The organism is Pseudodonghicola flavimaris (assembly GCF_030164425.1).
GTDB lineage: Bacteria > Pseudomonadota > Alphaproteobacteria > Rhodobacterales > Rhodobacteraceae > Pseudodonghicola > Pseudodonghicola flavimaris.
On sequence record NZ_JASNJD010000004.1, the window covers coordinates 304,653 to 328,993 of the forward strand.

General features: G+C 63.8%; 26 protein-coding genes, 1 tRNA gene and 1 riboswitch. Of the genes, 8 read left to right on the forward strand and 19 right to left on the reverse strand.

Annotated features, from left to right (window positions below):
- Positions 1–189 precede the first annotated feature (189 nt).
- Positions 190–405: a hypothetical protein gene (locus tag QO033_RS07810; RefSeq protein WP_284480393.1), complete on the forward strand. Its 216-nt coding sequence runs from the start codon at positions 190–192 to the stop codon at positions 403–405.
- Positions 406–504: 99 nt separating this feature from the next.
- Here the strand turns inward: QO033_RS07810 and QO033_RS07815 are convergent, their stop codons facing one another.
- The 6 genes from QO033_RS07815 to QO033_RS07840 form a co-directional block, all read right to left on the reverse strand.
- On the reverse strand, positions 505–723 hold the full coding sequence (locus QO033_RS07815; protein ID WP_284480394.1) for a hypothetical protein: 219 nt from the start codon (positions 721–723) through the stop codon (positions 505–507).
- Positions 724–801: 78 nt separating this feature from the next.
- Positions 802–1,455, reverse strand: coding sequence for an adenosylcobinamide amidohydrolase (locus QO033_RS07820; RefSeq protein WP_284480395.1), 654 nt, complete (start codon positions 1,453–1,455; stop codon positions 802–804).
- On the reverse strand, positions 1,452–2,210 hold the full coding sequence (locus QO033_RS07825; RefSeq protein ID WP_284480396.1) for an ABC transporter ATP-binding protein: 759 nt from the start codon (positions 2,208–2,210) through the stop codon (positions 1,452–1,454). The genes QO033_RS07820 and QO033_RS07825 overlap by 4 nt, the downstream gene beginning before the upstream one ends.
- The gene (locus tag QO033_RS07830; protein WP_284480397.1) at positions 2,207–3,187 is read right to left on the reverse strand and encodes a FecCD family ABC transporter permease; all 981 of its coding nucleotides are present in this window, start codon (positions 3,185–3,187) and stop codon (positions 2,207–2,209) included. Before QO033_RS07830 ends, QO033_RS07825 begins: the two co-directional genes overlap by 4 nt.
- Entirely contained in the window at positions 3,184–4,071 is an 888-nt protein-coding gene (locus QO033_RS07835; RefSeq protein WP_407682099.1) for an ABC transporter substrate-binding protein, read from the reverse strand. Before QO033_RS07835 ends, QO033_RS07830 begins: the two co-directional genes overlap by 4 nt.
- Entirely contained in the window at positions 4,046–5,887 is a 1,842-nt protein-coding gene (locus tag QO033_RS07840) for a TonB-dependent receptor plug domain-containing protein (RefSeq protein ID WP_284480399.1), read from the reverse strand. The genes QO033_RS07835 and QO033_RS07840 overlap by 26 nt, the downstream gene beginning before the upstream one ends.
- Positions 5,888–6,024: 137 nt before the next feature.
- Positions 6,025–6,239: riboswitch (cobalamin riboswitch) on the reverse strand.
- A 137-nt stretch (positions 6,240–6,376) separates the two neighbouring features.
- On the opposite strand from QO033_RS07840, the gene QO033_RS07845 reads away from it, so the two are divergent.
- The gene (locus tag QO033_RS07845; protein WP_284480400.1) at positions 6,377–6,646 is read left to right on the forward strand and encodes a DUF2312 domain-containing protein; all 270 of its coding nucleotides are present in this window, start codon (positions 6,377–6,379) and stop codon (positions 6,644–6,646) included.
- Positions 6,647–6,712: 66 nt separating this feature from the next.
- Here QO033_RS07845 and QO033_RS07850 read toward each other — a convergent pair whose 3' ends face one another.
- A complete protein-coding gene (locus tag QO033_RS07850; protein WP_284480401.1) occupies positions 6,713–7,633 on the reverse strand; it encodes a LysR family transcriptional regulator in 921 nt (306 codons plus the stop codon).
- 275 nt (positions 7,634–7,908) lie between these two features.
- Here QO033_RS07850 and QO033_RS07855 point away from each other — a divergent pair, with 275 nt between their 5' ends.
- Together QO033_RS07855 and QO033_RS07860 are read left to right on the forward strand one after the other, a co-directional pair.
- A complete protein-coding gene (locus tag QO033_RS07855; protein ID WP_284480402.1) occupies positions 7,909–9,135 on the forward strand; it encodes a serine hydrolase domain-containing protein in 1,227 nt (408 codons plus the stop codon).
- 1 nt (position 9,136) lies between these two features.
- Positions 9,137–10,195, forward strand: a complete 1,059-nt coding sequence (locus QO033_RS07860) for an AraC family transcriptional regulator (RefSeq protein ID WP_284480403.1) — start codon at positions 9,137–9,139, stop codon at positions 10,193–10,195.
- A gap of 99 nt (positions 10,196–10,294) precedes the next feature.
- Here QO033_RS07860 and modC read toward each other — a convergent pair whose 3' ends face one another.
- The 7 genes from modC to QO033_RS07895 form a co-directional block, all read right to left on the reverse strand.
- Positions 10,295–11,383, reverse strand: coding sequence for a molybdenum ABC transporter ATP-binding protein (modC, locus tag QO033_RS07865; protein WP_284480404.1), 1,089 nt, complete (start codon positions 11,381–11,383; stop codon positions 10,295–10,297).
- Positions 11,380–12,078: a molybdate ABC transporter permease subunit gene (gene modB, locus QO033_RS07870; protein ID WP_284480405.1), complete on the reverse strand. Its 699-nt coding sequence runs from the start codon at positions 12,076–12,078 to the stop codon at positions 11,380–11,382. The genes modC and modB overlap by 4 nt, the downstream gene beginning before the upstream one ends.
- Before the next feature lie 3 nt (positions 12,079–12,081).
- Positions 12,082–12,873 carry a molybdate ABC transporter substrate-binding protein gene (gene modA / locus QO033_RS07875; protein WP_284480406.1) on the reverse strand — a complete coding sequence of 264 codons (792 nt, stop codon included), beginning with the start codon at positions 12,871–12,873 and terminating at the stop codon, positions 12,082–12,084.
- A gap of 77 nt (positions 12,874–12,950) precedes the next feature.
- Complete coding sequence (locus tag QO033_RS07880) at positions 12,951–13,349, reverse strand: winged helix-turn-helix domain-containing protein (RefSeq protein ID WP_284480407.1); 399 nt, start codon at positions 13,347–13,349, stop codon at positions 12,951–12,953.
- A 61-nt stretch (positions 13,350–13,410) separates the two neighbouring features.
- Entirely contained in the window at positions 13,411–14,298 is an 888-nt protein-coding gene (locus QO033_RS07885) for a hypothetical protein (RefSeq protein ID WP_284480408.1), read from the reverse strand.
- Between the two features lie 115 nt (positions 14,299–14,413).
- On the reverse strand, positions 14,414–15,352 hold the full coding sequence (locus tag QO033_RS07890) for a tryptophan 2,3-dioxygenase (protein WP_284480409.1): 939 nt from the start codon (positions 15,350–15,352) through the stop codon (positions 14,414–14,416).
- Positions 15,345–16,241: an alpha/beta hydrolase gene (locus QO033_RS07895; RefSeq protein ID WP_284480410.1), complete on the reverse strand. Its 897-nt coding sequence runs from the start codon at positions 16,239–16,241 to the stop codon at positions 15,345–15,347. The genes QO033_RS07890 and QO033_RS07895 overlap by 8 nt, the downstream gene beginning before the upstream one ends.
- Before the next feature lie 209 nt (positions 16,242–16,450).
- Here QO033_RS07895 and QO033_RS07900 point away from each other — a divergent pair.
- A tRNA-Thr gene (locus QO033_RS07900) sits at positions 16,451–16,526 on the forward strand.
- A 152-nt stretch (positions 16,527–16,678) separates the two neighbouring features.
- Complete coding sequence (locus QO033_RS07905; protein ID WP_284480411.1) at positions 16,679–17,641, forward strand: tyrosine-type recombinase/integrase; 963 nt, start codon at positions 16,679–16,681, stop codon at positions 17,639–17,641.
- Here QO033_RS07905 and QO033_RS07910 read toward each other — a convergent pair.
- The 5 genes from QO033_RS07910 to QO033_RS07930 form a co-directional block, all read right to left on the reverse strand.
- Positions 17,638–17,874, reverse strand: a complete 237-nt coding sequence (locus QO033_RS07910) for a helix-turn-helix domain-containing protein (protein ID WP_284480412.1) — start codon at positions 17,872–17,874, stop codon at positions 17,638–17,640. The genes QO033_RS07905 and QO033_RS07910 overlap by 4 nt on opposite strands.
- The gene (locus QO033_RS07915; RefSeq protein WP_284480413.1) at positions 17,871–18,059 is read right to left on the reverse strand and encodes a hypothetical protein; all 189 of its coding nucleotides are present in this window, start codon (positions 18,057–18,059) and stop codon (positions 17,871–17,873) included. The genes QO033_RS07910 and QO033_RS07915 overlap by 4 nt, the downstream gene beginning before the upstream one ends.
- Before the next feature lie 107 nt (positions 18,060–18,166).
- The gene (locus QO033_RS07920; protein WP_284480414.1) at positions 18,167–18,478 is read right to left on the reverse strand and encodes a hypothetical protein; all 312 of its coding nucleotides are present in this window, start codon (positions 18,476–18,478) and stop codon (positions 18,167–18,169) included.
- Positions 18,475–18,714, reverse strand: coding sequence for a hypothetical protein (locus QO033_RS07925; protein WP_284480415.1), 240 nt, complete (start codon positions 18,712–18,714; stop codon positions 18,475–18,477). The genes QO033_RS07920 and QO033_RS07925 overlap by 4 nt, the downstream gene beginning before the upstream one ends.
- 187 nt (positions 18,715–18,901) lie before the next feature.
- Complete coding sequence (locus tag QO033_RS07930; protein ID WP_284480416.1) at positions 18,902–19,180, reverse strand: hypothetical protein; 279 nt, start codon at positions 19,178–19,180, stop codon at positions 18,902–18,904.
- A gap of 1,435 nt (positions 19,181–20,615) precedes the next feature.
- Between QO033_RS07930 and QO033_RS07935 the strand changes: the two genes are divergently transcribed.
- Both QO033_RS07935 and QO033_RS07940 read left to right on the forward strand, forming a co-directional pair.
- Positions 20,616–21,326, forward strand: a complete 711-nt coding sequence (locus QO033_RS07935) for a sulfotransferase domain-containing protein (RefSeq protein ID WP_284480417.1) — start codon at positions 20,616–20,618, stop codon at positions 21,324–21,326.
- A gap of 27 nt (positions 21,327–21,353) precedes the next feature.
- Positions 21,354–24,146: a glycosyltransferase gene (locus tag QO033_RS07940; protein ID WP_284480418.1), complete on the forward strand. Its 2,793-nt coding sequence runs from the start codon at positions 21,354–21,356 to the stop codon at positions 24,144–24,146.
- Positions 24,147–24,341 lie beyond the last annotated feature (195 nt).

Sequence of the window (24,341 nt, forward strand, 5' to 3'; positions counted from 1 at the left end):
AATATGTTTCAAGTCTCTTCCTCCTCATTGATGCAGTCTCTGCCCATCGCTGATGCCTGAGGGCTGACGGATGCGGCAGATCGTCCCCATTCGTCCGGAAATCACAACTATTGGTTGAGTTGCCCTTTGCCGGGTCGTGAGGATGTTACATCCTCGTGCGAGGGAATCGAAGACAGGGAGGAGACCGTCATGACCGATCACGAGCTTGTTTCGGCCGCCACGCGGCTGGAAGAGAAACTTGCCACCGCCTGCCCGGAGACCCGGTTGCGGCTGCAACCGGAATTCAGCACGGTGATCGCGCGGCTGAAGGAAGAGGGCCACCCGGTGCCGTCGCGGCTGCGCCGGATGGAAGAGGCGCTGATGGCCGAGGCGGTCGAGGCGCGCTTCGACAACATGCCGATCTGATCGCGATCCGGTCGCGGCACCGCTTCGGCGGGCCGCGGTTCTGGCACGAGCTTGTGTCGGAAGAGGGGCCGGGACCGCCGGGGAACCGGCGCGCGGGCGTCAGCCCAGATAGGCACCCATGGCGACCAGGATCAGCCCGAAGACCGACATCAGCAGCGCGCCCAGATTGATCGGAACGATGGACTGCAGCACCTTGCGCAGGTCCTCGTCCGGCAGTTTGGCGCGTTTGGCCCGCAGCACCCGGACGATACACCAGACCAGTCCCAGAAGCCCGGCCAGCGACAGCACGGCACCGACCCAGATCATGATGTCATACATGTGGTATCCCCCGGTTTTCACGCCGCCAGCCGGTAGCCGATCGGGGCAGGGCGCGCAAGGCTTATGGCCCGGGCTCGCTCAGATCACGCCGGGGCGGCGCACATGGCGCATCCAGATGTCGGCGCCGCGGCGCACGGCAGCATAGGTCGCCCGGCCCACCGCCTCGGCCTGCGGCGTATGCAGCCCGGCATAGGGGGTGTCGCCGGCGGGGGCGGCCACCGCGATGCAATCGGTTCCGGTGCCGGTGGCGCGTCCGTCGGGCAGATCCAGCCCGGCCTCCATCACCGCGGCGGTACGCGCCTGGGTCACGATCGACAGGGTTTCCAGCAACGCCGCCTCGGTCAGCGGCAGCTCCAGATGCAGCGCCACGTTGATGGTGCCCCAGTCGTTGCCGCTGCGATCCAGCCGGGTGCCGATCCGCTCCGCGTTGCTGAGCCCGACGGTGGCGACGCAGAAGGCGCGGATGCCATCGACCTCGGCCTCCGCCACCTCATAGGCGCTGAGCGTGCGCGAGGTCAGCATCGCCACCGCATCCGCGGCACCGCGCGCGGCCAGCTCGGCGCGATACCAGGCCAGCACGTCCAGGCCCTCGGGCAGATCGGCGTTGCGGACCTCGCGCCAGAGAATCCGGTCGGCGGTGACGAAGCCGGGCCGGGTCAGCGACCAGCTCAGCACCCGGTGCGGCGCGCCGAGGTCGAGCTCAAGCCAGGGGCGCTCCAGCGTCAGCTTCACCGGGTCACCCGCATCGGCTGGAACACCGCGCCATCCTCGGTTTCGCGGTAGAAGGCGGTGACGCCGAAGACCCGGTCGACCAGATCGGGGCGCAGCACCTCGGCCGGCGGACCGTCGGCCACCAGCCGGCCGCGCTCCATCATCAGAAGCCGGCTGCAGTGGCGCGCCGCCAGGCCGAGATCGTGCAGCGACACGATGACCGAGCGGCCCTCGGCGGCGAGCCCGGCAAAGACCTCCATCGTCGCGATCTGATGCGCGGGGTCGAGCCCGGCGATCGGCTCGTCGGCGATCAGCAGCGGTGTCTGCTGCGCCAGCGCCCGGGCGATCAGCACCTGCGCCTGTTCGCCCCCCGAAAGCTGGGTGGCGATGCGGTTGCGATAGGCCTCTAGCCCCATCCGCGCGATGGCGGCATCGACGGCAGCGCGGTCGTCGGTGCCCAGCCGGGCGCCGCGCGGCAGATGCGGGATGCGCCCCAGCGCGATCAGCCGCTCCACCGTCACCGGCCAGGCGATTTCGCGCGCCTGCGGCATCCAGGCGACGGCGTGGGCGCGGTCAGCGGCGGGCAGGGCGGCGAGCGAGCTGTTGCCGCTGGCCGCCAGCAGCCCCAGCGCCCCGCGCAGCAGCGTGGTCTTGCCGGCGCCATTGGGGCCGATCAGCCCGATGCATTCGCCGGGGGCGACCTGCAGGCTCACGTGATCGACCACCGGGCAGTCGCCACGCCGCACGGTCAGCTCCCGCAGGGTCATCAGGCTCATGACATTTCCTTCCGGGTGCGGAAGATCAGATGCAGGAACAGCGGTGCGCCGACCAGCGCCATCAACACCCCCAGTTTCAGATCGCGGTCGGGCAGGATCAGCCGCACCGCGATATCGGCGGCCAGCACCATCGCTGCGCCGCCGAGTGCCGAGGCCCAGAGCAGCGCCGAGGGCCGTGCCCCCACCGCCCGGCGCAGCAGGTGCGGCACCACTAGCCCGACGAAGCCGATGGCGCCGGCCACGGCGGTGGCCGCGCCGACGGCGGCGGCGACGCCCAGCACCAGCCGCAGCCGCAGGCCGCGTAGGTTGATGCCCATGGCGGCGGCGGCATCCTCGCCCAGCGTCAGCGCATCCAGTCCGCGGGCCAGGCTCAGCATCAGCAGCCCGCCGATCAGGATGAAGGGGGCGGCCAGCGCGACATGCAGGAACGACCGGTCGGCGAGAGAGCCCATCATCCAGAACACGATATCGGCGGCGGCGAAGGGGTTGGGCGACAGGTTCAGGACCAGTGAGGTCAGCGCCCCGGTCAGTGCGGAAATCGCGATCCCGGCCAGGATCAGCGTGATCGAGGAACCGCGCGGCCCCGCCAGCAGCAGGATCAGCAGCACCGCCAGCACCGCCATCGCCAGCGACGCCAGGGGCAGCGCCAGCGGGAACAGCAGGTTCAACCCCAGCTGGATCGACAGCACCGCGCCCAGGGCTGCGGCGCCGGAGACGCCGATCAGCCCGGGCTCGGCCAGCGGATTGCGCAGATAGCCCTGCATCGCCGCGCCGGACATGCCCAGTGCCGCGCCGATCAGCGCCGCCAGGATCGCCCGTGGCAGCCGGATGTCGCGCATCACCACCGCGACCGGGGTGCCATCGTCCGAAAGCAGCGCCGACAGCGCCTGTCCGGGCGGCACCGCGGCCACCCCCACCACCAGCGAGATCACGAACAGTGTCGCCACCAGCAGGATCAGAGCGATCGCCAGCCTCATTCCCCGGCCTCCAGCGACAGCCGCAGATCGCGCATCTTGCGCACTGCGGACAGAACCTTCGGGGTGCCGCAGATCCAGTCGCGATCCGTCAGCGTCCCGGCGACGCGGGCGCCGGTCAGGGCCCTGAGCGCCGGGTGGTGCAGCACATCCTCGGCGCGGGACTGGCCGGGATAATCGCGGCCCTCGATGATCACCTCGGGGTCGAGCAGGATCAGCTGTTCCAGCGCCAGGGTGCCGCCGCGGCTCAGCCCGGCCTCGGCGGCGACATTGGCGAAGCCGCCGGCGCGCAGGATATCGCCGGCCAGCGTGCGATCACCGACGGTGTAGCTGTTGACGTAGTAAAGCGCGGCGCGCGGCCGGCGGGCGGGTGTGCGGCTGAGCACGGCCAGATCGGACTCGAAGGCGCGGATCATGGCTTCGGCCTCGGCTTCGCGGCCCAGGGCGGCGCCCATCTGGCGCAGCCGGGCGGGCACATCGGCCAGCGCATTGGCCGGGGCGAACTGTTCCACCCGGATGCCCAGCGTGCGCAGCATGTCGACCGTCGCGGGCGCGGTGAAGGTGCCCGCCAGCACCAGATCGGGGGCGAGCAGATAGGCTTCCTCGGCCCCCGAGCCATTGGTGGGATAGGCCTGAGCCGCCTCCGCCATCGAGGAGCTGTCGGGATCGTGCGAGAGTTTGGACACCGAGACGAGCTGACCGGGGGCGGCCAGCATCAGCGCCAGCTGATCGGTGCAGAGATTGATCGACACCACCCGCGCCGGCGGCATCGGTGCGGGTGGGCGCGCGGAGGCACTCTCCGCCCGCGCGCCCGCAGCCGCCGCGCCGCAGATCAGCAGCGCGGCAAGCCCGGTTTTCAGCTTAGAAGGACGCACGCAGCCCCACATAGACGGCCCGCTCCGAGGCGTTGTAGCCAGCGGCGGTCTGATACGCCTCGTCGAACAGGTTCTCGACCCGCACATAGGCCTGGGCGCTGTCGGTGAGGGCATAGGCCACGCCGAGGTTCACCACCGTGTAATCCTCCATCACGGTGCCGTATTCGTCGGCACGATCGGCCACGTAATGCAGGTTCACCTGACCCGACCAGCCATTGATCAGATCGGCGTCGAGCCCGAGGTTGACCGCGTGGCGCGGCACCCGCAGCAGTCGGGCACCGGTGGCGTCCTCGGCATCGGTATAGGTGTAGTTGGCATAGAGACCCAGCGCGTCATTCACGGCCCATTCACCCGACAGTTCGATCCCCTGCGAGGTGGAGGTGCCGGTGACCTGCTGATACTGACCGCCGACCCAGGCGCCGGTGGAATCGTAGAGCGAGACGTATTGGATCAGGTTGTCGATCTCGGTGTAGAAGGCGGTGGCCTTCACCAGCCGGCCGGCGCCGAAATCATGTTCGATCCCGAGCTCGTAGCTCTGGCTTTCCTCCGGGTCGAGATTCGGGTTGCCGTAAAGCGCGTTGTTCAGCTCATAGAGCGAGGGGGCGCGGAAGCCGGTGGCGGTGACGAAGCGCAGCACAGTCCCGGGCGTCAGGTGATAGGCCGCCGCCAGCCGGTCGGTCCAGTAGCCACCGAAGGTGGAATGATCGTCAAAGCGCAGCGATGCCGCCAGATCGAGGTTTGCGGTCGGGGAATAGAGCAGTTCGCCGAAGCCACCGGTGGTCCGCACCTTGCCGCTGTCGGTGCCGGAATCGTAGTATTCCTCTTCCCAGTCGGTGCCGAAGGTCAGGTTCAGCATATCGGAGAAGGCATAGCTGCCGCTGTAATCGACGCGTTTGCGTTCGCTGTTGAACGGCGTGTCGATCCCGTTGGAGCTGCTCACCCGGTCGTTGCTGTAGTAGCTGGCGGAGAAGTTATGCGTCCAGGCGCCGAGGTCGAGCTGGCCGAAGGCGCGGATCGCCCGGGTCTCGACTGTGGTGTATTCGTCATAGGGCGGGGCGCCGTCGCTGCCGTATTCGTCGAAGTTGCCCTCGGCATCCAGGGTATAGGCCGACAGCCCCAGCTTCAGCGCGTCGGTGGCCATGATGTCGGCGGAGAAGGTCAGCCGGGTGCCCTGATAGCCGTCAGCCTCGGTGCCGCCGGCGCTGGCGGAGAAGCCGTCGGTGATGATCCGGTCAATGCCGAAGGACAGGCCGCCGCGGGTGCCGCTGTAGCCGTAGCTGGCGGCGCCGTGCCAGGTGTCGTTGCTGCCGCCCTCGACTGCCACGTTGGTCTCGGACCCGGGCTCGGCGGGGCGCGACAGGGTGGTGATGTTGACCACACCGGCCACCGCGCGCGAGCCATAGAGCGCCGAACTGGAGCCTTTGAGGATCTCGATCCGCTCGATGTTGTTGGTGGTCAGCCCGGTCCAGTTGAACTGGGTCTGGGTCGAGCTGGGATCGGTTACGTCGATGCCGTCGACCAGCACCTTGATGTATTTGCCGTCCAGGCCGCGGATCCGCATCGTGCTGGTGGTGCCCATCGGGCCGTTGTTGGCGACGGTGACACCGGGGTCGCGGGTCAGGTAATCGGCGACGCTGGTTTCGCCGGCCTTCTCCAGCTCTTCGCGGGTGATGACTTCGACGCTGGCGCCGGTGCGGTCCAGCGGCGTCGCGGTGCCCGATTTGCTGGCGGAGATGGTGATCTCGTCCAGCTCATAGGCCTCTTCCGCCTGCGCGGCGCCGGCGACGCAGAGCGCGAGCGCCGAGGCGGTGGTGAGGAGTTTCTTCATGTTCAGGTCCTTTCCGGGCCTTCCAGTTCGTTCTGTTCTTGGAGAGGCCACCGGAGACCGGCCGCGCCCTTCCGCAAACGGTGAGGTCATCACCCCAACGGTCTGAACGCCGCCCATCAGACGCACCCCGCGCCGGATGAAAGGTGATCGCTCTGGCAGGTCTCCTGACTTGCGGGTTATCGCATGGACCGGACCTTCCCGAGCCGTGATGGCCCAGTGGTATCTGCCGGTCCTGCTCGCCGCTCACAGTTGCGGGGGCAGTCGCGGGTTTGCCCGTCGCCGGGCGCACCGCAGTTCCCTTTTCACGGCGTTTCCTGAGGGAAGACGCCGAACCAAAGCAGGTTTCGGAATACGTGGTCGCGACTTTCCGCGCAAGCCGCTTTGCGGCGCTGCGGCGGTCAATCCCGTCTTGCGGGGGCGGGGCGGGGCCTGTATCCCGATTTCCAATCAGCAAAACACATCGCAAAGCGTATCGAGCGGAGCTTTCCCATGGACCCTATTGACGACAGCACGGCCGAAGCCAACTACCGCGTCACCGCCGGTGAACTGCGCCAGTTCATCGAACGGTTCGAGCGGCTGGAGCTTGAGAAGAAGGACATCGCCGACCAGCAGAAAGAGGTGATGGCCGAGGCCAAGTCGCGCGGCTACGACACCAAGGTGATGCGCAAGGTCATCGCGCTGCGCAAGCGCGACAAGGACGACATCGCCGAGGAAGAGGCGGTGCTGGAAATGTACAAGGAAGCGCTGGGCATGAGCTGAGCCTTTGGGCGCCCGGGGGACCCGAGGTCCTCGGGGGCGCCCGACCCGGTCAGACGTCCGATCCGGTCAGCCGGCGGCGGTGTCCTCTTCCGGGGCCGCGCAGCTTCGGATCCAGTCGATCATCCGCGGCGCGCCGGGATGCAGGGTGCGGCCGCGCAGCGTGGCGATGCCCCAGACGGCGGAGCTGTCGAGCGCGGGGCCGACCTGCCGCAGCCGCCCCTCTGCCAGCGCATCGGCCAGACTCGACCGCGTGGTGACCAGCACCAGATCGCTGGCCAGCACCGCATCGCTGAGCAGGGTGACGTTATCGCATTCCAGTTGCAGCAGCGGCCGGTCGTCGCCGGGGGGAATGAAACGCGCCGCCAGTGCGCGCCGCAGCGCCCCGGGCATATGCACCGAGGCGAGGCCATGGTCGAAAATCTCATGCAGCGTCGGCGGCCTGTCCTGTGCCAGCAGCGGGTGACCGGGGCGGCAGAAGCAGCCGCCCGGATGCGGCGGCAGCGGCGTCACCTCGAGCGCGGAGGGATCGGCAAGCTCCCTCAGATCGCAGACGATCAGCTCCAGCGTCTCCGCCATCAGCCCCTGAACCAGCCCCGAGGTCTGCAGCACCTCCACGTCGAAGCTGAGCCCGGGATTGGCCCGGTGACAGGCTGAGATGATGCGCCCGCCGAGGCTGGCGGCGAAGGTGGGCACCAGACCGAAGCGGATATGTCCGGCCTCACCGCGTTTCAGCGACAGGATCCGGCGGTCGAGATTCCGCGCCTCGAACAGCAGATCCCTGGCCCGCTGATACAGCTCGCGGCCCTCGGCGGTCAGCTTGATCGGCCGTTCCTGACGCTGGAACAGCTTGAACCCCAGCTGTGTTTCCAGCGTCTTGATCGAGTTGGAGAGCGCCGGTTGCGACAGATGCGCCCGCTCCGCCGCAGCCCCGAAATTCCGCTCCTCGGCCACCAGAACGAAATGGTGCAGCGGCTTCAGGTTGAACATCACGGACCCTTCCGGCGGGGTTTGTTATTTGTGAAATCTATAGGGATCATCAGATAATTTAATTTGAACGAATGATTAAGATGTTTTTTGATCTGGCAACGTGGTCGCGGGGAGGGCTGCGGCGCCAACCTGCGGGGCCGATCGTCATGCTGTTCTCGACGGTCCGCCCGGCGTGACGGGGAAGGGGCCTCGGGCAACGCGTGGGGGGCATGGCAGGGCTCTGCCGCCCCGAGGCGGGCTGCGAGATGGCAATCGGGGGCAGGAAAGGACGACAGGTGGAGTTTTCCATGGATGCAGTGCGCGACGGCTATCCGCTGGCGGCGTTTCAGCGGCTCTGCGCGGCAGCCACGGTGCCGGAACTGCTGAAGGCCGGCGATGTGGCCGCGATGTGGAATGTGAATGTGGCGCGGTTTTTCCGCACCGCGCTGTTGTGCAGCCCGCACGGCCCCGGCGGGCTGGAGGAAGCGCCGTGCCCCGATATCGGTGGGATCGTCGCCAGCCCGGAGCTCGGCCGCTTCAGTCTGGACGCCTATCTGGAGCAGCCGGCGGCGCGAATGCAGGGGATCTGCGTGATCCACGCCGGCCGGATCGTCTATGAACGTTATCCGCTGATGCGGCGCGAACAGCCGCATCTGTGGGCCTCCTGTGCCAAGCCCCTGGCCGGGCTGGCGATCGAACTGCTGATCGAGGACGGGTGTCTGGACGAAGAGCGGGGCTTTGGCGCCTATATGCCGGAGTTTCGCGATACCGCCTGGGCGGATATCCGCATCCGCGACGCGATGGACATGACGCCGGGGCTCGATTGCGAGGAAAACGACGAGACGCGGGCCGATCCGGACTCGATTGCGATCCGCGCCTTTCTGGCTGAATTCGGCAGTGCCCATCGGGGCCGGGTGGAAACCCTGCGTCAGGTTTTGCGCCACGTGACGCCGCTGCGGCCGGCCGGGACCAGGTTCGAATACGGCTCTCCCACCACCCAGATGCTGGTCCTGCTGGCGGAGGCGGTCTCGGGCCGCGACTGGTCGCAGTTCATGGAGGAGCGGGTGTGGCGCCACCTCCGTGTCGACGGGCCGCTGCAGATGCACCTGTCCCCAGACGGGGTGGCGCTGGCGCATGGCATCGCGTCGAGCACGCTGCGCGACATGGCGCGTTTCGGCATGCTCTATACCCCGAGCTGGTCACGGATCAGTGACACCGAGGTGGTGCGCCCCGCGACGCTGGCGCGGATCCGTGACCGGATGCGGCCGCGCGCGTTCTTCATGGCCGGTCACGATGGCAAGGTGTTCTCGGATCGGTTCGCCGACGACAGCATCCTCGGCGCCTCGCGTCAGTGGGATTGCCTGTGGGCGGACGGCGACATGTACAAGGGTGGGATGATGGGCCAGGCGCTCTATGTTTCGCCGGGGCGCGATCTGGTGATCGCCTTCTTCTCGACTCGGGCCGACATGAGCTCGGTCCGTTACCTGCGGCCGATCGCGACCTCGGGCCTGTTCGGGGACTGAGATGACACCGGGCGGAGAGTTCATGATCCGGGCCGGGGCGCTCGACGGGTTTCGCGACTGCGGTCTGGAGCTCGGCGCCGATCCGGCGGCGCTGCTGACGGCGGCGGGGCTCAGCGGCGCTGCGGTCGGTACGCCGGATCGGCTGATGCCGGTGCAGGCCTTTCGTCGGGCGCTGGACCTCGCCGCCGAGGCTTCCGGCGTGGCGCGCTTCGGCCTGCATCTGTCGCAGCGCCAGTCGTTGGCGACACTGGGGGCGGTCGGCTATCTCGCGGCCCATTCCGCCAGCCTGCGGCAAGCGATGCGGGGGCTCAGCCGCTATATCGGCCTTCACGACGCGGCGCTGAGGGTCCGGGTCGAGGAGGCGGATGGCCGGTGCCTCTGGCGGCTCGATCAGGTGGCGGGCGCCCCGGCCGCCTCGGTGCAGCACAGCGATCTGGCGGTCGGGTTGGCGGTGAAAGTCGTTCGCGACGTGCTGACGCCCCGCTGGACGCCGCAGGCCATCCATTTCCGCCATTCACGCCCGGGCGATGCGGGGCTTTACAGTCGCCTGTTCCGCTGCCCGGTGCACTTCGAGGCCGGGTTCGACGGGCTCGACATCGCCTGCGGGGATATGGACCGGCCGCTGGCAACCGCCGATCCGGGGCTTCACCGGGTGTTGCGCAGCCATCTCGACCTGTTGCTGATGGAGCAGCGTCAGCCGGCCAGCAGCCGGGCGCGCGCAGTCATCCTGGCGGAGATGAGCCGGGGCGCCGTCACACTGGAACAGGTGGCGCACCGGTTGTCGATGTCGCGGCCCAGCCTGCAGCGGGCGCTGCGAATCGAGGGGTGCAGCTTTCAACGGCTGTTGGACGAGACCCGCTTTGCCGTCGCATGCCGATATCTGCGCGAGGGGGAACGGCCGCTGGCGCAGATCGCGCTGGATCTCGGCTATGCCGAGCCGGCGGTGTTCACCCGGGCCTTCAAGCGGATCTGCGGGCATACCCCCAGCGATTGGCGCCGCGGCCTGCGGCAGAGTCCGGCGCGGGGGCTGAGCCCGGCGTCTCGGATCGCTGGGATCTGAGGGCCGGCCGGGTCAGAGCATGCGGCGGCGGCCGGTGTCCAGCCTGCCCCCGGTGATAAGATGTGAACGCGGTTTCAGGGCTGGGACAGCGGCGCGGGGTCAGCCGGCGCCAACGTCACTGCGGGCGATGGAGACGGTCTTGACCACGGCAAAGATCCGGGTGCCCGGTGCCAGCCGCAGCACCTCGGCCGAGCGGCGGGTGATCCGCGACAGCAGCAGGTCGCCGCCGCAGCGCAGCTGAACGATGGCACCGGGGCCGCTGCCGTCGCGCAGCGTCACCACCTCGCCCTCCAGGATGTTGAGGGCGGAGACGCCGCGCGGCGCCTCGGTCGCCAGCATCACATCCTGGGCTAGGATACGCACCCGGGTCTGCGCCCCCACCGGCTGGTCCAGATGCGGCAGGAACAGCCGCCCGCCGGAGACCTGCAGCTCGCTCAGCCCGTCGCCGTGATGGGCGGCGATCCGGGCGGTCAGCACCGCGCCGGCCTCGCGCAGGCCGATCTGATGCACCATGCCGGGATCGGAGAGCACCTGTTCCGCCGGGCCCGCCCGCACCACCTGTCCGGCCTCCAGCACCACGACGGAGGTGGCCAGCCGGGCCACTTCGGCCACCGAGTGGCTGACATAGAGGATCGGCAGGCCGGCGCGGTCGCGCAGACGCTCCAGATAGGGCAGGATCTCGTCTTTGCGTGCGGCATCCAGCGCGGCGAGGGGTTCGTCCATCAGCAGCAGCCGGGGCCTGGACAGCAGCGCCCGGCCGATGGCGACGCGCTGCTTCTCGCCGCCCGAAAGCGCGCCGGGCCGACGCTCCAGCAGGGTGGAGAGGCCGAGGAGATCGGCGACCTCGGCCAGATCGGGGCCCTTGGCGCCACGCGGGGCGAAGCGGCGGCCGTACATCAGGTTCTGTTTCACCGACAGGTGCGGAAACAGCCGCCCGTCCTGAAATACATAGCCCAGCCGACGGCGGTGCACCGGCAGGTTGACACGGGTGGTGGCGTCGAACAGCGTCTCGCCGCCCAGAAGGATGCGGCCCCGCTCTGGTTTCAGCAGTCCGGCGACGGCGTTGATCACCGTGGTCTTTCCGGCCCCGGAGCGGCCGAAGAGCGCGGTCACCCCCTCGGGCGCCTCGAAGGCCACGTTCAGATCGAAGCCGGCCAGCGGATGGGCGATGTCGACGGTCAGGCTCATGCGCCGGAGACCCGTCTGGCGGCGCGGCGTGCCAGCACTTCGGAGATCGCCAGCGCCGCCATGGCGACGGTGACCGAAACCAGGACCAGCCGCATCGCCTGGGTCTCGCCGCCTGGCACCTGCAGGAAGGTGTAGATCGCCGAGGGCAGTGTCTGGGTCTGGCCGGGGATGTTGGAGACGAAGGTGATGGTGGCGCCGAATTCGCCCATCGCCTTGGCAAAGCCGAGGATGGCGCCGGCGATCACCCCGGGCAGGATCAGCGGCAGGGTGACAGTGAAGAAGACCCAGAGCCTGGGCGCGCCAAGGGTGGAGGCCGCCTGTTCCAGCTTGGGATCGACCGATTCCACCGCCAGTCGGATCGAGCGGACCATCAGCGGAAAGGCCATGATCGCGGCGGCCAGCGCCGCGCCGGTCCAGCGAAAGGCGAAGATCAGCCCGAACCAGTCGTAGAGGAGGCTGCCCACCGGTCCGCGCCGCCCGAAGCTGAGCAGCAGCAGATAACCGGTGACCACCGGCGGCAGGATCAGCGGCAGGTGGATGATGCCGTTCAGCAGTTGCTTGCCGGGAAAGCTCCAGCGCGCCAGTGCATAGGCGGCGAGAATACCGGCGGGCAGGCTCAGCCCGATGGCCCAGAGCGAGACTTTCAGCGAAAGCGCCACCGCCTGCCATTCGTCGGGGCCGAGCCAGTCCGTCATGTGCTATTCACCCGCGATGCCGAAGCCGTGACGCTTGAAGATCGCGCGTGCTTCTGGCCCGGTGAGAAAGGCGAAGGCGGCGCGGGTCTCGACCGTATCGCCCTCGGCCAGGATCGCGGCGGGATAGACGATGGCGGGATGGCTGTCGGCGGGGAAGGTATCGAGCACGCGCACCTCCGCATCGGCGGCGGCATCGGTGGCATAGACGATGCCCATCGGCGCCTCGCCCGAGCCGACCAGCCGCAGCGCGGCACGCACGTTGTCGGCCTGTGCCACCTTCGGTTCAACGGCGTCCCACAACCCCAGAGAGGTCAGCGCCGCCTTGCCATAGATGCCGGCGGGCACCGCATCGACCAGCGCCATGGCCAGCCGGTCGTCGCCCAGCATGGCGGCAAGGTCGGTGTCGGGGCCGATGGTCACGCTCAGATCGGGGGCGGTGCCGGGGCCGGCGATCAGCACGATGGAGTTCAGCAGCAAATCCTGACGGCTGCCCTCGGCCAGCAGCCCGTCCTGCTCCAGCGTATCCATCCAGCCCGGGTTGGCGGAGATGAAGATCTGCGCCGGCGCGCCCTGCTGAATCTGGCGGGCGAGTTTCGAGCTGCCGGCGAAGGAGGGCAGCAGATCGTTGCCGGTCTCGGCCTTATAGACGCCGGCGATCTCATCCATGGCGTTCTTCAGGCTGGCGGCGGCGAAGACGGTGGTGGTGCCCGCCTGCAGCGCAGAGGCCGCGCCGAGCGCGGCAAAGGCGGCTGAGGCAAGGGCGGTGCGCAACACGCGGGCGAGGGGGCGGGCCATGGGGGAACCTCCGGTCAGATGGCGATATGTCCGGTGGGGAATATCGCGGGGGTCCCCGGCCATTGCAAGCGTTGTTTTCATTCGGACATATCGCTGTCCGGCGGCGGCTTGCCGGCCCCGGGTGGCCGCAATGCGGCGATGGCGGTGATTTCGGCGGCGCCGCCCTCGGTCGTGGCGCGCTCGAGAGCGCGGTAATGCTGCAGGATCTGTTCGCCGGTGTCGGTCAGTCGGGCGCCGCCGCCCTTGGCACCGCCACGCACGCTTTGCACCAGCGGGGTGGTGAACATGGCGTTCATCTCCTCGACCAGCGACCAGGCGCGCTTGTAGCTCATGCCCATGCTGCGGCCGGCGGCAGAGATGGAGCCGCTCTCGGCGATCAGCGCCAGCAGATCGGCCTTGCCGGGCCCGAGCTTTTCCCCGGAGGCGAAGATCAGCCGCAGGCGCAGCCGGGGCAGTTCGGGGCTGGGGTCCGGCATGGGTGTCTCCTGCTGCGATGACCAGGGACCGGTGGGCCGGGGGAGGCAGGGGCAGCGCCGCTCAGGCGGCGAGGAAACGTACCCCGTCCATCCCGGCGATCCGGTCGATATCGTCTTCGTAAAGCTCGGTCAGCTCCTCGACCAGATCCTGCGACCAGCCGGGCAGGTCGAGCTCTTCGGTGATCTCTTCGTCGAGCGCGTATTTGTCGAGGAAGGCGAGCATCACCTTGCGGCGCTGCGCCTCGGTCATTTCCGGATGCTGATGCAGATAGCCGCGGAACCGCTGCATGCCCTCGCGGTCCATGATCTCGGCCAGCATGTCGAAGTTGCCGGCCAGCTTGGCGTCCATGTCGAGCCCGACCATGGTGCGCAGAAGTTCACCCCAGATCAGCGGCAGATCCTCGTTGCACCAGACCGTCAGCGGCACATCCGGCACCGCGGCCTGCAGCCGCGCGAACAGATCGGACCAGCGCAGGTCGCGGGGATCGCACTGGCCCAGCGTTTCCGCGATGCGGGGCGGGGTGGCCTTTTGCAGCACCGCCGGCAGGAAGGCCGCGGGGTTGCGGATCGCCATGAAGATCTCCAGCCCGTCCTGATGAAACAGCTGACGCAGCTGGGCGACCCTGTCGGGCGCGTCGGGATAGAACTGGCCGTCCCCCACCGCATAACGCTGGGAGCCGAAGAAATGCGCGTTCGACATCACCAGCCGGCTGGCGATCTCCTCGTCGAGAATGGCGTCGATCAGCACGTCGCGGGCGCCTTCGGCGGGGGCGGCATGCTCCATCGCCTGAAAGGTTTCCTTCAGCAGGGTCCGGTATTTGCCGGGGCCGGGCACGGCGATGCCCTGGGCGGAGAAATCGTCCTTGTTGCGCAGGAGGCACTTCAGCAACCGGTCTTCATCGGTGCAATGGGCGCCGGCATGGAAAATGATCTGCAGCTTGTCCGACATCTTCAACCTCCACACGCGTCATCGGCGGCCGGGATATGCCGGCAACCGTCTTTGGGGTATCGCCTCTGCCGCGCGGCGTCAAACGGCTTTGGCCGGGAGGCGAGGCCGGTTCGGGTCAGAATCCGGTGCGGATCTCCCAGAGCTCGGGGAAGAAGCGATGCTCGGTCACCTGCCGCAGCCATCCTACCCCGGCGGAGCCGCCGGTGCCGGGCTTGTAACCAATGATCTTGTGCACCGAGGTGTAATGCCGCCAGCGGTAGAGGGACATCTTCTCATCCAGCGCGATCAGGGTCTCTGCCAGCCGGTAGAGCGGGTTTTCCGGGCGCGGATCGTCATAGACCTGCCGCCAGGCCGCGGCGACGGAGGCATTGGGGCTGTAGGTCTCTGACCAGTCGCGATCCAGCGCCCGCGCGTCGACCGGGTGGCCGGCGGCATGCAGTTGGGCGATCGCCGCATCGTAGAGGCTGGGGCTGGTCAGCGCCGCCTCCATCGCCGGCCAGATATGCGGCAGGTTCTTGTGGGCGGAGGCAAGGCGACGGCTCTTGTTGCCGAGAACGAATTCGACATGCCGGTACATGAAGCTGAGCTGTCCCGAGGCGGTGGAGAGGTGGTCGCGGAACTGATTGAAGCCTTCGGCCGAAATCGTCTGCAGCACGTCCCAGGAGCCGGTGATGTAATCGGTGAAGGCGCTGGCGCGGCTCAGGATCTCGATGGCATTGACGATCTCGCCCTGCCGCAGCTGTTCGCGGGCGTTATAGAGCTCGAAATGCAGGCCGCGGAACAGCAGTTCCTTCACCTGGCCCATGACGAAGAAGCACATCTCGTCATAGCCGTCGCTGCGCGGGTGCTGCAGCGAGAGCAGAAGGTCGATGCTCTGATAATCGATATAGGGGTTGGTGCGGCCGGCGAACTCCAGCAGCGGGTCGCCGCCGGTGCTGGCGGCGGTCTCGGCGCGCTGGGCGGCATCGGTCTTGCCGATGGGCCGGGGCGCGGTGCTGGCCACCACCTGGGCGGCGTCGATCAGATCGGGGAAAACGGGCTTGTAATCAGGCATTCTGGGGCAATCCGGCTTGGGTCTTGAGATGGTCGAAGGCGGTGGCGAGAGGACCGGGCGCGGCGATCCCCTCGATCACGTCGAAATGGTTGCGGCCGGGGATCTCCGCGGTCGCCACCTGCGCCCCGGCGCGGGAGAGCTGGCCGGCGAACCGCAGGCTCTGGCGCTTGAACTCATCGGTCTCGGCGGCGCCCCAGGCCAGAAGCGCCGGCGGAAATCCGGACAGCGCCGTCGTGGGCAGGCACCCGGGGCTGAGCGCGCGGGCCGTGGCCGGCGTCAGCTGCAGGGGGTCGTTGATGTAGGTGCCGACCAGCGGCTCCAGATCGTAGATGCCGGAGACCAGCGCCACCGCCCGGGGCCGCTGTTCCACGGGCAGCCGCAGACAGCAGAGCGCGGCCAGATGCGCCCCGGCGGAACTGCCCGACAGGGTGATCGCCGCCGGATCGATGCCCAGGTCGCCGGCGCGGGCCGTCAGCTCTCTGAGACCATCAAGGCAATCCTGCACGATTTCTTCCAGCCGCGCCTCTGGCGCCAGCCGGTAATCGAGCGCGGCGAAGGCGGTGCCACCGGTCAGCAGCGCGGGGGCTGGAAACAGGCTCTCTGCCTTCGACAGTTCCTGCCAGTAACCGCCGTGGATGAAGATGTGCAGCGGCACCGGGCCCGGGAGGTCGGGGCGGATCAGGTCGATGGCCTGGCGCGGATGCGGGCCATAGGACAGGCTCTGCCAGCCGCACAGCCCGGCGCGCGCGGCGGCGCTCTTGTCGGCATAGGCGGCGATCCAGGGATCGATCGGCCCGTCGAGCATGCTGCTCGGCGAATAGGCGCGGGCGCGCTCGGCCGCCGTCATGCCGGGCCAGAGCAGCGGCATCAGATCATCGGACTCCTGCATCGGCCGCTCCCTCCAGCGCTGCGGATGCTCCGGTTATGCCCGCAAGCCTGTCCGTCGGGCAAGTCGGAGGCTGTCGCAGGGCGCGCGCGCCGGACCGGAGATTTCCTGCCCATCGCCACCCCGGGAACGCTTGCGGCACCGCGCCCCTTGCGCTACGGAGAGGCGGATGTCACCAGCATCCGCAGTCCGGCCCGCCGGGATCTGCATATGCCCCTATAGCTCAGCTGGTAGAGCAACTGATTTGTAATCAGTAGGTCCGCGGTTCGAGTCCGTGTGGGGGCACCATCATCCCGCTTAGCGACAATCATCATCGGGTAGAGTTGAGTAAATTCAGTGGTTTGCTGGGCGCCTTGGGCTTTCCCGCTTGCTGATGTCCGTCAAAAATGCGCATCCTGTTACGCATATTTTCCGCAACTCCGGGCTGATGCGTAATTTCCATGGCGACCTTCCGAAAAACCAAGACAGGCTGGCGGGCAGAGGTTTCGCGCAAGGGCGTCCGCGACAGCAAGGTGCTCCCGAGCAAGCGCGAGGCGCAGGATTGGGCGAATCGAAGGGAATATGAGATCCTCAACGGCGACAAGATCGCCGCGCGGATGAAGCTGCGGGAGCTCTTCGACAAATACGCCCGCGAGGTCAGTGTGAAGAAACGCGGCTGGCGCTGGGAGGATGTCCGCCTGAAGCGGTTCGGTCAGGACAGAATAGGCGAGATCGCCCTTTGTGACCTGAAACCGGCGCATTTTGCCGACTGGCGGGATCGCAGGTTGCAGGAGGTGGCGCCGGGATCGGTGCGCCGTGAAATGGTGCTGATGAGTTCTGTCTTCTCGGTCGCGCGGCGGGAATGGGGGCTTGTAGCCGAGTCTCCGATGGCCGATGTGCGCAAGCCTTCCGAGCCGGCCGGGCGGGACCGTCTGCCCACCGAAGCGGAACTGACGCGCCTCCGGCTCTCGGCCGGGGACGATCTGACGACAGCAACCACACGGGCCTTCCATGCCTTCGAATTCGCCGGCGAAACCGCCATGCGCGCGGGGGAAATCGTCGGGATGACCTGGGATCGGGTGAGCCTGGAGCGGCGGGTGGTCACGCTACCGATGACAAAGAACGGTACGGCGCGGGAGGTGCCGCTGTCGAGCGTTGCGGTGAAGATGCTTGAGGCGCTGCCTGAGCAGGACCCGGTGTTCGGCCTGACCTCTCGCCAGCTCGATGTGCTTTGGCGCAAGGTGCGGGACCGGGCGGCTGTCGAAGACCTGACCTTTCACGATTCCCGCCATTGGGCGATTACCCGGCTGGCGAAGAAGCTGGATGTGATGGACCTGGCCCGGATGGTGGGGCACCGGAACCTGTCTCAGCTCCTGACCTACTATAACGAGCGCGCCGATGACCTCGCGCTCCGGCTGGGTTAATCCAGCCGGACACGGCGAGACTTGCCGCTGCCCTTGGCCTGCAGCTCGCCGGAATTGATCTTGCGGCGGATCGTGGAGGGATCGCATTGCAGCAGGCGCGCGGCCTCCTGAATGGAGACCCATTCTTCGCGAGCGACAAGCTTCACATCCCGGATCAGGGTTTCCAGCGTGTCCAGCCGTTTGAGCACCTGGCCCAGGGCGTTCGCATCGACGGCGATCAGTTGTTGGGTCATTCCGGCACCTCCATTGGCCCGATGGTGACGGCCCGGCCGTTGCGAAGGGCCCAATGCAGCCTCCCCTCCAGCGTGGCGCGGTGGCGGCGGTTGTCGTGGTCCATGATCTCCTCGCTTTCCAAGACCTCGGTGGCGAGGTTGATCACGCGAACGAATATCCGGGTTTCTGAGCGGGTGTCGGGCATCTATCGATCCTCTCGGCAGGGACATATCCCCAGCATGGTTTGGCCGGGGCAACGATCTTGGGGCGCGGCCGGTATCGTGAGTGGCAGCGTGCCGCGCCCCGGTGAGATCAGGGCGCAAGGCCCTGACCGTTGTAGGGGCAATCGGGCCGCCGGTCGGTGGCGCGGATGCTGGTGGGCTGGGCGAGGCGGCTGCGAGCCAGTCTCAGCCAGGCAGAGACCGCCTCGGTGGGACTGTCGCCATAGGCCGTCAGCTCCATCAGTTCGACCCACCAACGGGTGTTGAGATAGTCCCATTGATCATCACCCGGGGGAGTCACTTTGCCTCCCGCGCGCCGGAAGGCATCCGTTCTGTCGCTCAGCGGCGCGGCGGTGATGTCCCGGGTCAGGGCATAGAGCCGTTGCGGGTCAATCTGGATCATGCGGCCGCTTCCTGCGGCAGGGCGGCGTCGATCCAGGCCTGGATCGCCTCGCATTCGTTGCGGCCGCTGGACTGGAGCCCGAGGTACTGTAGCACCACGAAACCGCGGCCGGTTCTGGGCACGGCATAGGTGCCGCCACCCTCGATCACCGCGCTGGCGAAATGGTCGGGGCGGTCTGCCTCGGGCAGATCGCGCAGGGTGCGCGCGAAACGGGGGATGTCGTGATGCTCGGGCATGGGGGCTCCTCAAACAAGGGCGCGGACGGGCAGGAAAGGTGGAGGATTGGCCCGCCCGCGCGAGGCCCCGCACCGCTTGCAAGACTTGGCGCGGAACCTTTGGGAGAGACGGCGGGGCAATCCTCGAAATCCGGCGCCGTCTGTTCGGGTGTCATAGACGCGCAGGCAGGCCGCGCGGGGGAGGCCGTCAGGCGGCCCGGCGTCTGGGCCGATAGCCCTTTGCCTCGATCATGGCGCGGATCTTCGCGCGGGTGCGTTCCAGCGTTTGATCGGTGGGCTCGGGGGCCGGTTCGGGCCGGACCACGATATGCATCGGCCGCAGCCTGGCCGGGTCGAAACCCTGACCGCGGCCGGCCTTGAGCGCGGCCCAGGCAGCGGTGAAAAGCTCCGGCTGGTCGATGTGATCTTCAGGGTTGCGCACGATGTGCCTGGCATCAGCCAGGACGTTCTTCGGTTCGTCTTGCATGTCAATCCTCCATCAGGTTGATGCGAATAACCTAAATGGGTAAATTTACCCTAGTCAAGGGTAAGATTGGGTAAGTATACCCATTTTGGCACGGCTTTGCGTATTCTGATCGACCTCAGGGTGAGCGTTTATTTTCACTCATGGCGAGAGCGTGACCAAAGCGGCGGCGAGGATGGTACCGCTGAAGAAACTGGCGAAACTGACTGTGACATTATGTCAGGTCTTGGGGTGACCGAACATGAACTCGATGGGCTGGACACAGGCGAACTCAACGAAGGGTCTTCCTACGCTCTATCCTTTTGGTAATGCACGTCCGTGTCTGTTTCTCTATTTTTGCTTCTCGGGGCAAAACAGTATCACGCCCTGGGTAGTCGACGAATACCGCTTTGGCAGCCACCTGAACACAGCTCCTCCACACATGTAATGCTTGAGCCGCGAGGCGGAGATGAAGAACTAGGATGGGCGGCTTTCAGCGTTGAGGAAATGAAGAGCCGGCTTGGATTGAGAAGGCTTTTGGGGAAGGGCTGTTTTAGGTAATCCATTTGCGATTAGGACCACCAGGTCAGGACGATCGCAAGGGCAGCACTTCCACGGCAGAGGTCCTGTGCTAAGTGTATGTAAAATAGGAAATTCTTAGGTGGATGATAATTGTAAGAATTCCGCATTCTGTTGGGAATGACGCCGTTATGAGAGCCTATCGGTACGTTTCTTATTTTCCTATGGTGGTCCAGTGTAAGGTGCGAGACCACAATTGGCACATGTCTCAGGTGTAATAATTTGGATATCTATTATGATGTAAGTTGTGCCTAATGGGCAGCAAGCGCTGTTGATGTAGGTGGCGCTATGAAGTTGTGCAGTCCGGGTCGATTTGCGGGGGTCTTGGAGAATTTAACTATTTGATTTTAAATGGTAAATTTAGAAATCGTTGGCGGGAATGTTCTCTGCACAAAGGCCATCGCGGGGAGTGTTCTTCCCTCTTGGAGTGAATGGTATTTCCTCAAAATTATTGACACACGTCAGGCTTTGCGGGGTAAGGTTGTAAAGGAATCGGTGGAAGACTGAGGGCGAATCGAGGTTGGAATATTTCCTTGATCTGCTGAAGGCGATATAGGTGTGTTCTCGTAAAGCGTGGACGGTAAAAAAGGTGCGTCAAGGGCGTGCCTTCTATGCGTGTGACTAATGGAGATTTGATGATGATAAGAGTGCTGCTCGCAGATGAAACTGTCTGCTACATCCCGATGGACAGGCTTGTCTACATCTCAGAAAACGAAGCTGGAGAGCTTAATATCCAAAGGCTGAATCACGAGGGTCAGCCGCAATGGATGGCCGCTAAGAGTTTTGAATTTTTCGAAGGGGGAAGGAAAGAAACCAGGAGAAGGTAGAGTTGATGTGATCTAAGTGAAATAGGGCAAGATTATCGGCAGTGAGTGAGTAGATGCTAATAATAACCTCCGGCGCGCAAAAATCAGCGACGACCGCTGGATTCCAGTTGACCTCTATAATGGCGGCAGCTAACTACGCTTTTTCCCAAAGGATTGATTCTGAAGAAGCTTTCGATCAGGTCTTGGCGAGAAGGCTGTTTCGAAGTGATAAAGAGCTAACAGCGGCCGCAAACGAAGCATTGAAGAGCGGTGACGCGACGGATGATGCGGTACCGGTCATTATTAAAACGCATGGATACCTTCAGGATGAGGTTCTGAAGAAAGTTCGAGTGCGCGACGTTTTACTGGTAGTGAGCGTAAGGCATCCGGCTGATGTTGCTCTCGCTCTGGTCGATGCTTCAGAAAATGAGCGTCATATGGAGAATCCAAGATTTAAAACTTACAATATAGAGGAGACGGCTGCGTCCATTGCGTGGTATGAGAAATGTCTCATTCGAAGCCTGAAGGGTTCCCCTTACATAATCGAGTACGAGCGTCTCTTCGATGACCCCACGGAAATAATCGTTGGAATGTCTAACAACTTCGGCCTTCCGGTAAACGAGGATGTCGCTCGCTCTATTGTGGAAAGGTACGAGGAAAACAAATCAATGTACGGCGAGTACAATAAGGGAAAGCCGCAGCGGCGATTTGATGAGCTCAGTGACACAGAGATACGGAAGATTGAAGCTCTGGCGCCTGTGATGACCGAGTTGTCTAAACTGTGAACACTGCGAACACTGTGAAGCACGCTTATGCAAAAACGTAAAAAGATCGCCTTTATCGAGTCTTGGCCCAATCTCGCCTTTTCGGCGGAGCGAGAGTTTCTCAAAAGATTCTTGATATCTTGCAGTGCTATCGACGTGGACTGCAGGGTTGTTGTGACCTCTGATGAGATAAATGACTATAATCCAGATGTCGTTCTTTGTAGTCATGAATTCTCAAGGAAAATCACTGGGCACCCTACGTTGGGTGTGATGTGGAGTCCTCCCGAGTTTTTTGAGAATGATCCGTATAGGTTAAAGTCGATAATGAGCTATGATGGTTACCTGGTTGGCTCAAGCAAGGTAGCCCAATTCCTCGATGATCTGTGGTTCTCAACCGGGACGAACAAGCTTCGGAGCAGCTTTCGTTTTCTTCCATCCTCTCCAAAGTCCTCGCTTTCAGTGAAGGAGTTGAGGTCTCTGTTCTACGCTGGGGTTCATTGGGATGGTGCTCGGCATAACGGTTTGTTTTCCCGCCTGTCTCAGAAGAAGGTGCTGGACGTATATGGTCCAAAGGAAAGCTGGTCTGACTTTGCGGAAGCTCATCGGGGTACTATTCCTCTGGATGGGAAATCCATGTTCAATAGGATATGTGAATCGGGTGTCGCCTTGGCGGTTCACAAGGCAGCCCACAGACGTGCGAATACTCCTTCGATGAGGCTGTTCGAAGCTGCATCCGTTGGTGCCTCGATTATATCGGATAACATTCCGTTTGCGCGTGAGGTTTTTGGCGACACTATTCACATTATTGATAGCGGAGATCTTAATGGCGCTGGCGATGAGATCTTGCATATCCTTGATGGGATATTGACTAACCCTAAGATTGAACTTGAGCGGGCGGCTGCAGCAAGAGAGATATTCGAGAGGGATTGGTCTCTGGATGTACTTATTCCGAAGGTTCTGGAGTTTTCTGAAGATGTGTCTGAGGCTGAAGGCTTTACCCGCAGGCCGGTCCGGAACTTGAGTAAAAGATCAAGCGGAGGCTCTAAGAAGGGAAGTGACCTCGTTTCAATCATTGTTAGAACGGGTGGCCGAAATATAGACTTCTTGAAAAGAAGCTTGAATAGTTTGTACTTGCAGTCTTATCGTCCCCTTGAGGCGGTTGTGGTCGACTACAAGGGGCGGGACGATGTCAAAGATTTGTGCTCCCTCGTAGGTGGTTCTGATGATCCCGAGTTTAATGTCACTTACTTAACCTCCCCGAATAATGGCTTTCGGAGTACGCCAATTCTTAAGGGAGCCACAGCCGCGCGCGGTGGCTTCATTGGGCTTTTGGATGATGACGATACAATTCACACTAACTGCATCGCAACTTTGATTAACCGTGCGCACGAGAGTAAAAAGAAATTTGTCTACGGCGGGGTGGTTAAATTTCACGAGGATGGAGATTTTGTAACTGCGCCGAATTTTAATGGTCCGCTCGGCGAGATTATCGAGGAGCGGAGGGAGCTTCATTTCTTTGATCCATTTAACAGGGATCGATTTTTTAATCTTGATAACTTTATTCAGAGCAACACGTGGATATGTGATCGGAAGACATTCCTAAACTCATGCCAGCAGGCCGATCCAGAGCTTGAGGTCGCGGAAGATGTCTATTTTTATGGATGTGTGCTGCAAAGTAATGAACCTGCTTTTACCTATAGGGTTGCGTCGCAGTGGCATTGGAGGTCGGGTGAAGACGTTAACTCTATGACCGGCGTTGGTCAGGATGTTTGGGGGCGTTGTGCGAATAGAGTTAAGGGTAGATGGAAGTTTTTTGATGAAAATTTCCAATGGGACAGTTTGCCGTACAATGCTTGGTCTGGGGCTGAGGAGGATGAAGATCCTGCAATTAAGAAGAGCCTTCGGATCGACAACCCAATAGTTCCAACGGATAGTTTTGTGTCTGATTACAGTGCGAGGGGCTTCGCTGCAAGCCCTGAGGGAGATGGCATTTGGATCACAGAAAGGAATGCGTCTATCCGGTTTGGATGTATTGCTTCAAGGGAGTTTGGCGTTAAAATTAACTTCATACCATTTTATGCGCCGGGTGCGGAGAGGGTTGTCTTACATGTTTCTTGCACTGGCGCTGAAGATTTGACATTTCCTGTGATGGATGGAAATGCATCAGAGATTTTCTTGGAGATTCAGGGTAATGCTCATGAGGAGATGGAGATGCAGTTTTCTTTTAATTGCATGCACAGCCCTCAAGAGCTTGGTATTTCTGATGACGCAAGAATGCTGGGGATTTTTGTTAGGTCCATTGAGCTCGTTGAGCTTGGGCTTCCAGGAAGTGCCACGCCTAGGACCATTCCTCTTGAAGAAGGTGGCGGCAAAGCGGTCGCTGAGCTATCTGCCGCAGATGTTGTGAACTATGATCGGGAGTTTGCCCGAAGATATTCAGTTGAGACAGTTGATGGTGTTCCTGAAAGTTTTGTCTGGATGGGGATGGATGAGAACTTTCCGATTTCAGTGGAACTTCCCGAAGGTGGGCCTCTGAGCGTTTCTGTTCGGATTGCTTTCTTTGTGGATATGAATGTTTTCGAGGCATTTCATGTCAAAGTCGATGGAAGGCTATATGACAGAAGGGTCACTGAAGTGGTTGAGGTCGGTGGTATGAAATTTAGGGATGTGGTGTTTGTGTTTGATGCGGTCGGTGAGGGCGAGGTCCGTATTGAGCTATGCTCCCCTTTGACGAGACAACCTGCTTTTCGTGGGGATCCTCGAGCTCTAAGTGTCTCGATCTCTAAGATTAATCTCACCAGAGATATACTGAAGTTTGATAGAGAGCTTGCTTCGCAATAGATCGGTGCCAGCGGTTTTGTAGCAAGGTGGGAGGGGTGCCTGGCGGGCTTGCCAGTGGCAGCTAGGGCTATGGGTGAGAGCCAAGGCCTTTGGGCATGTATCGAGCTGCATGCTGCGTTGTGCGGGGCCTTAAGCGGGCCAGTCGGGGGGAGAGACTTGGACGGTCTTCCTGGGGGGGGGATTTTCCCTGCCGAC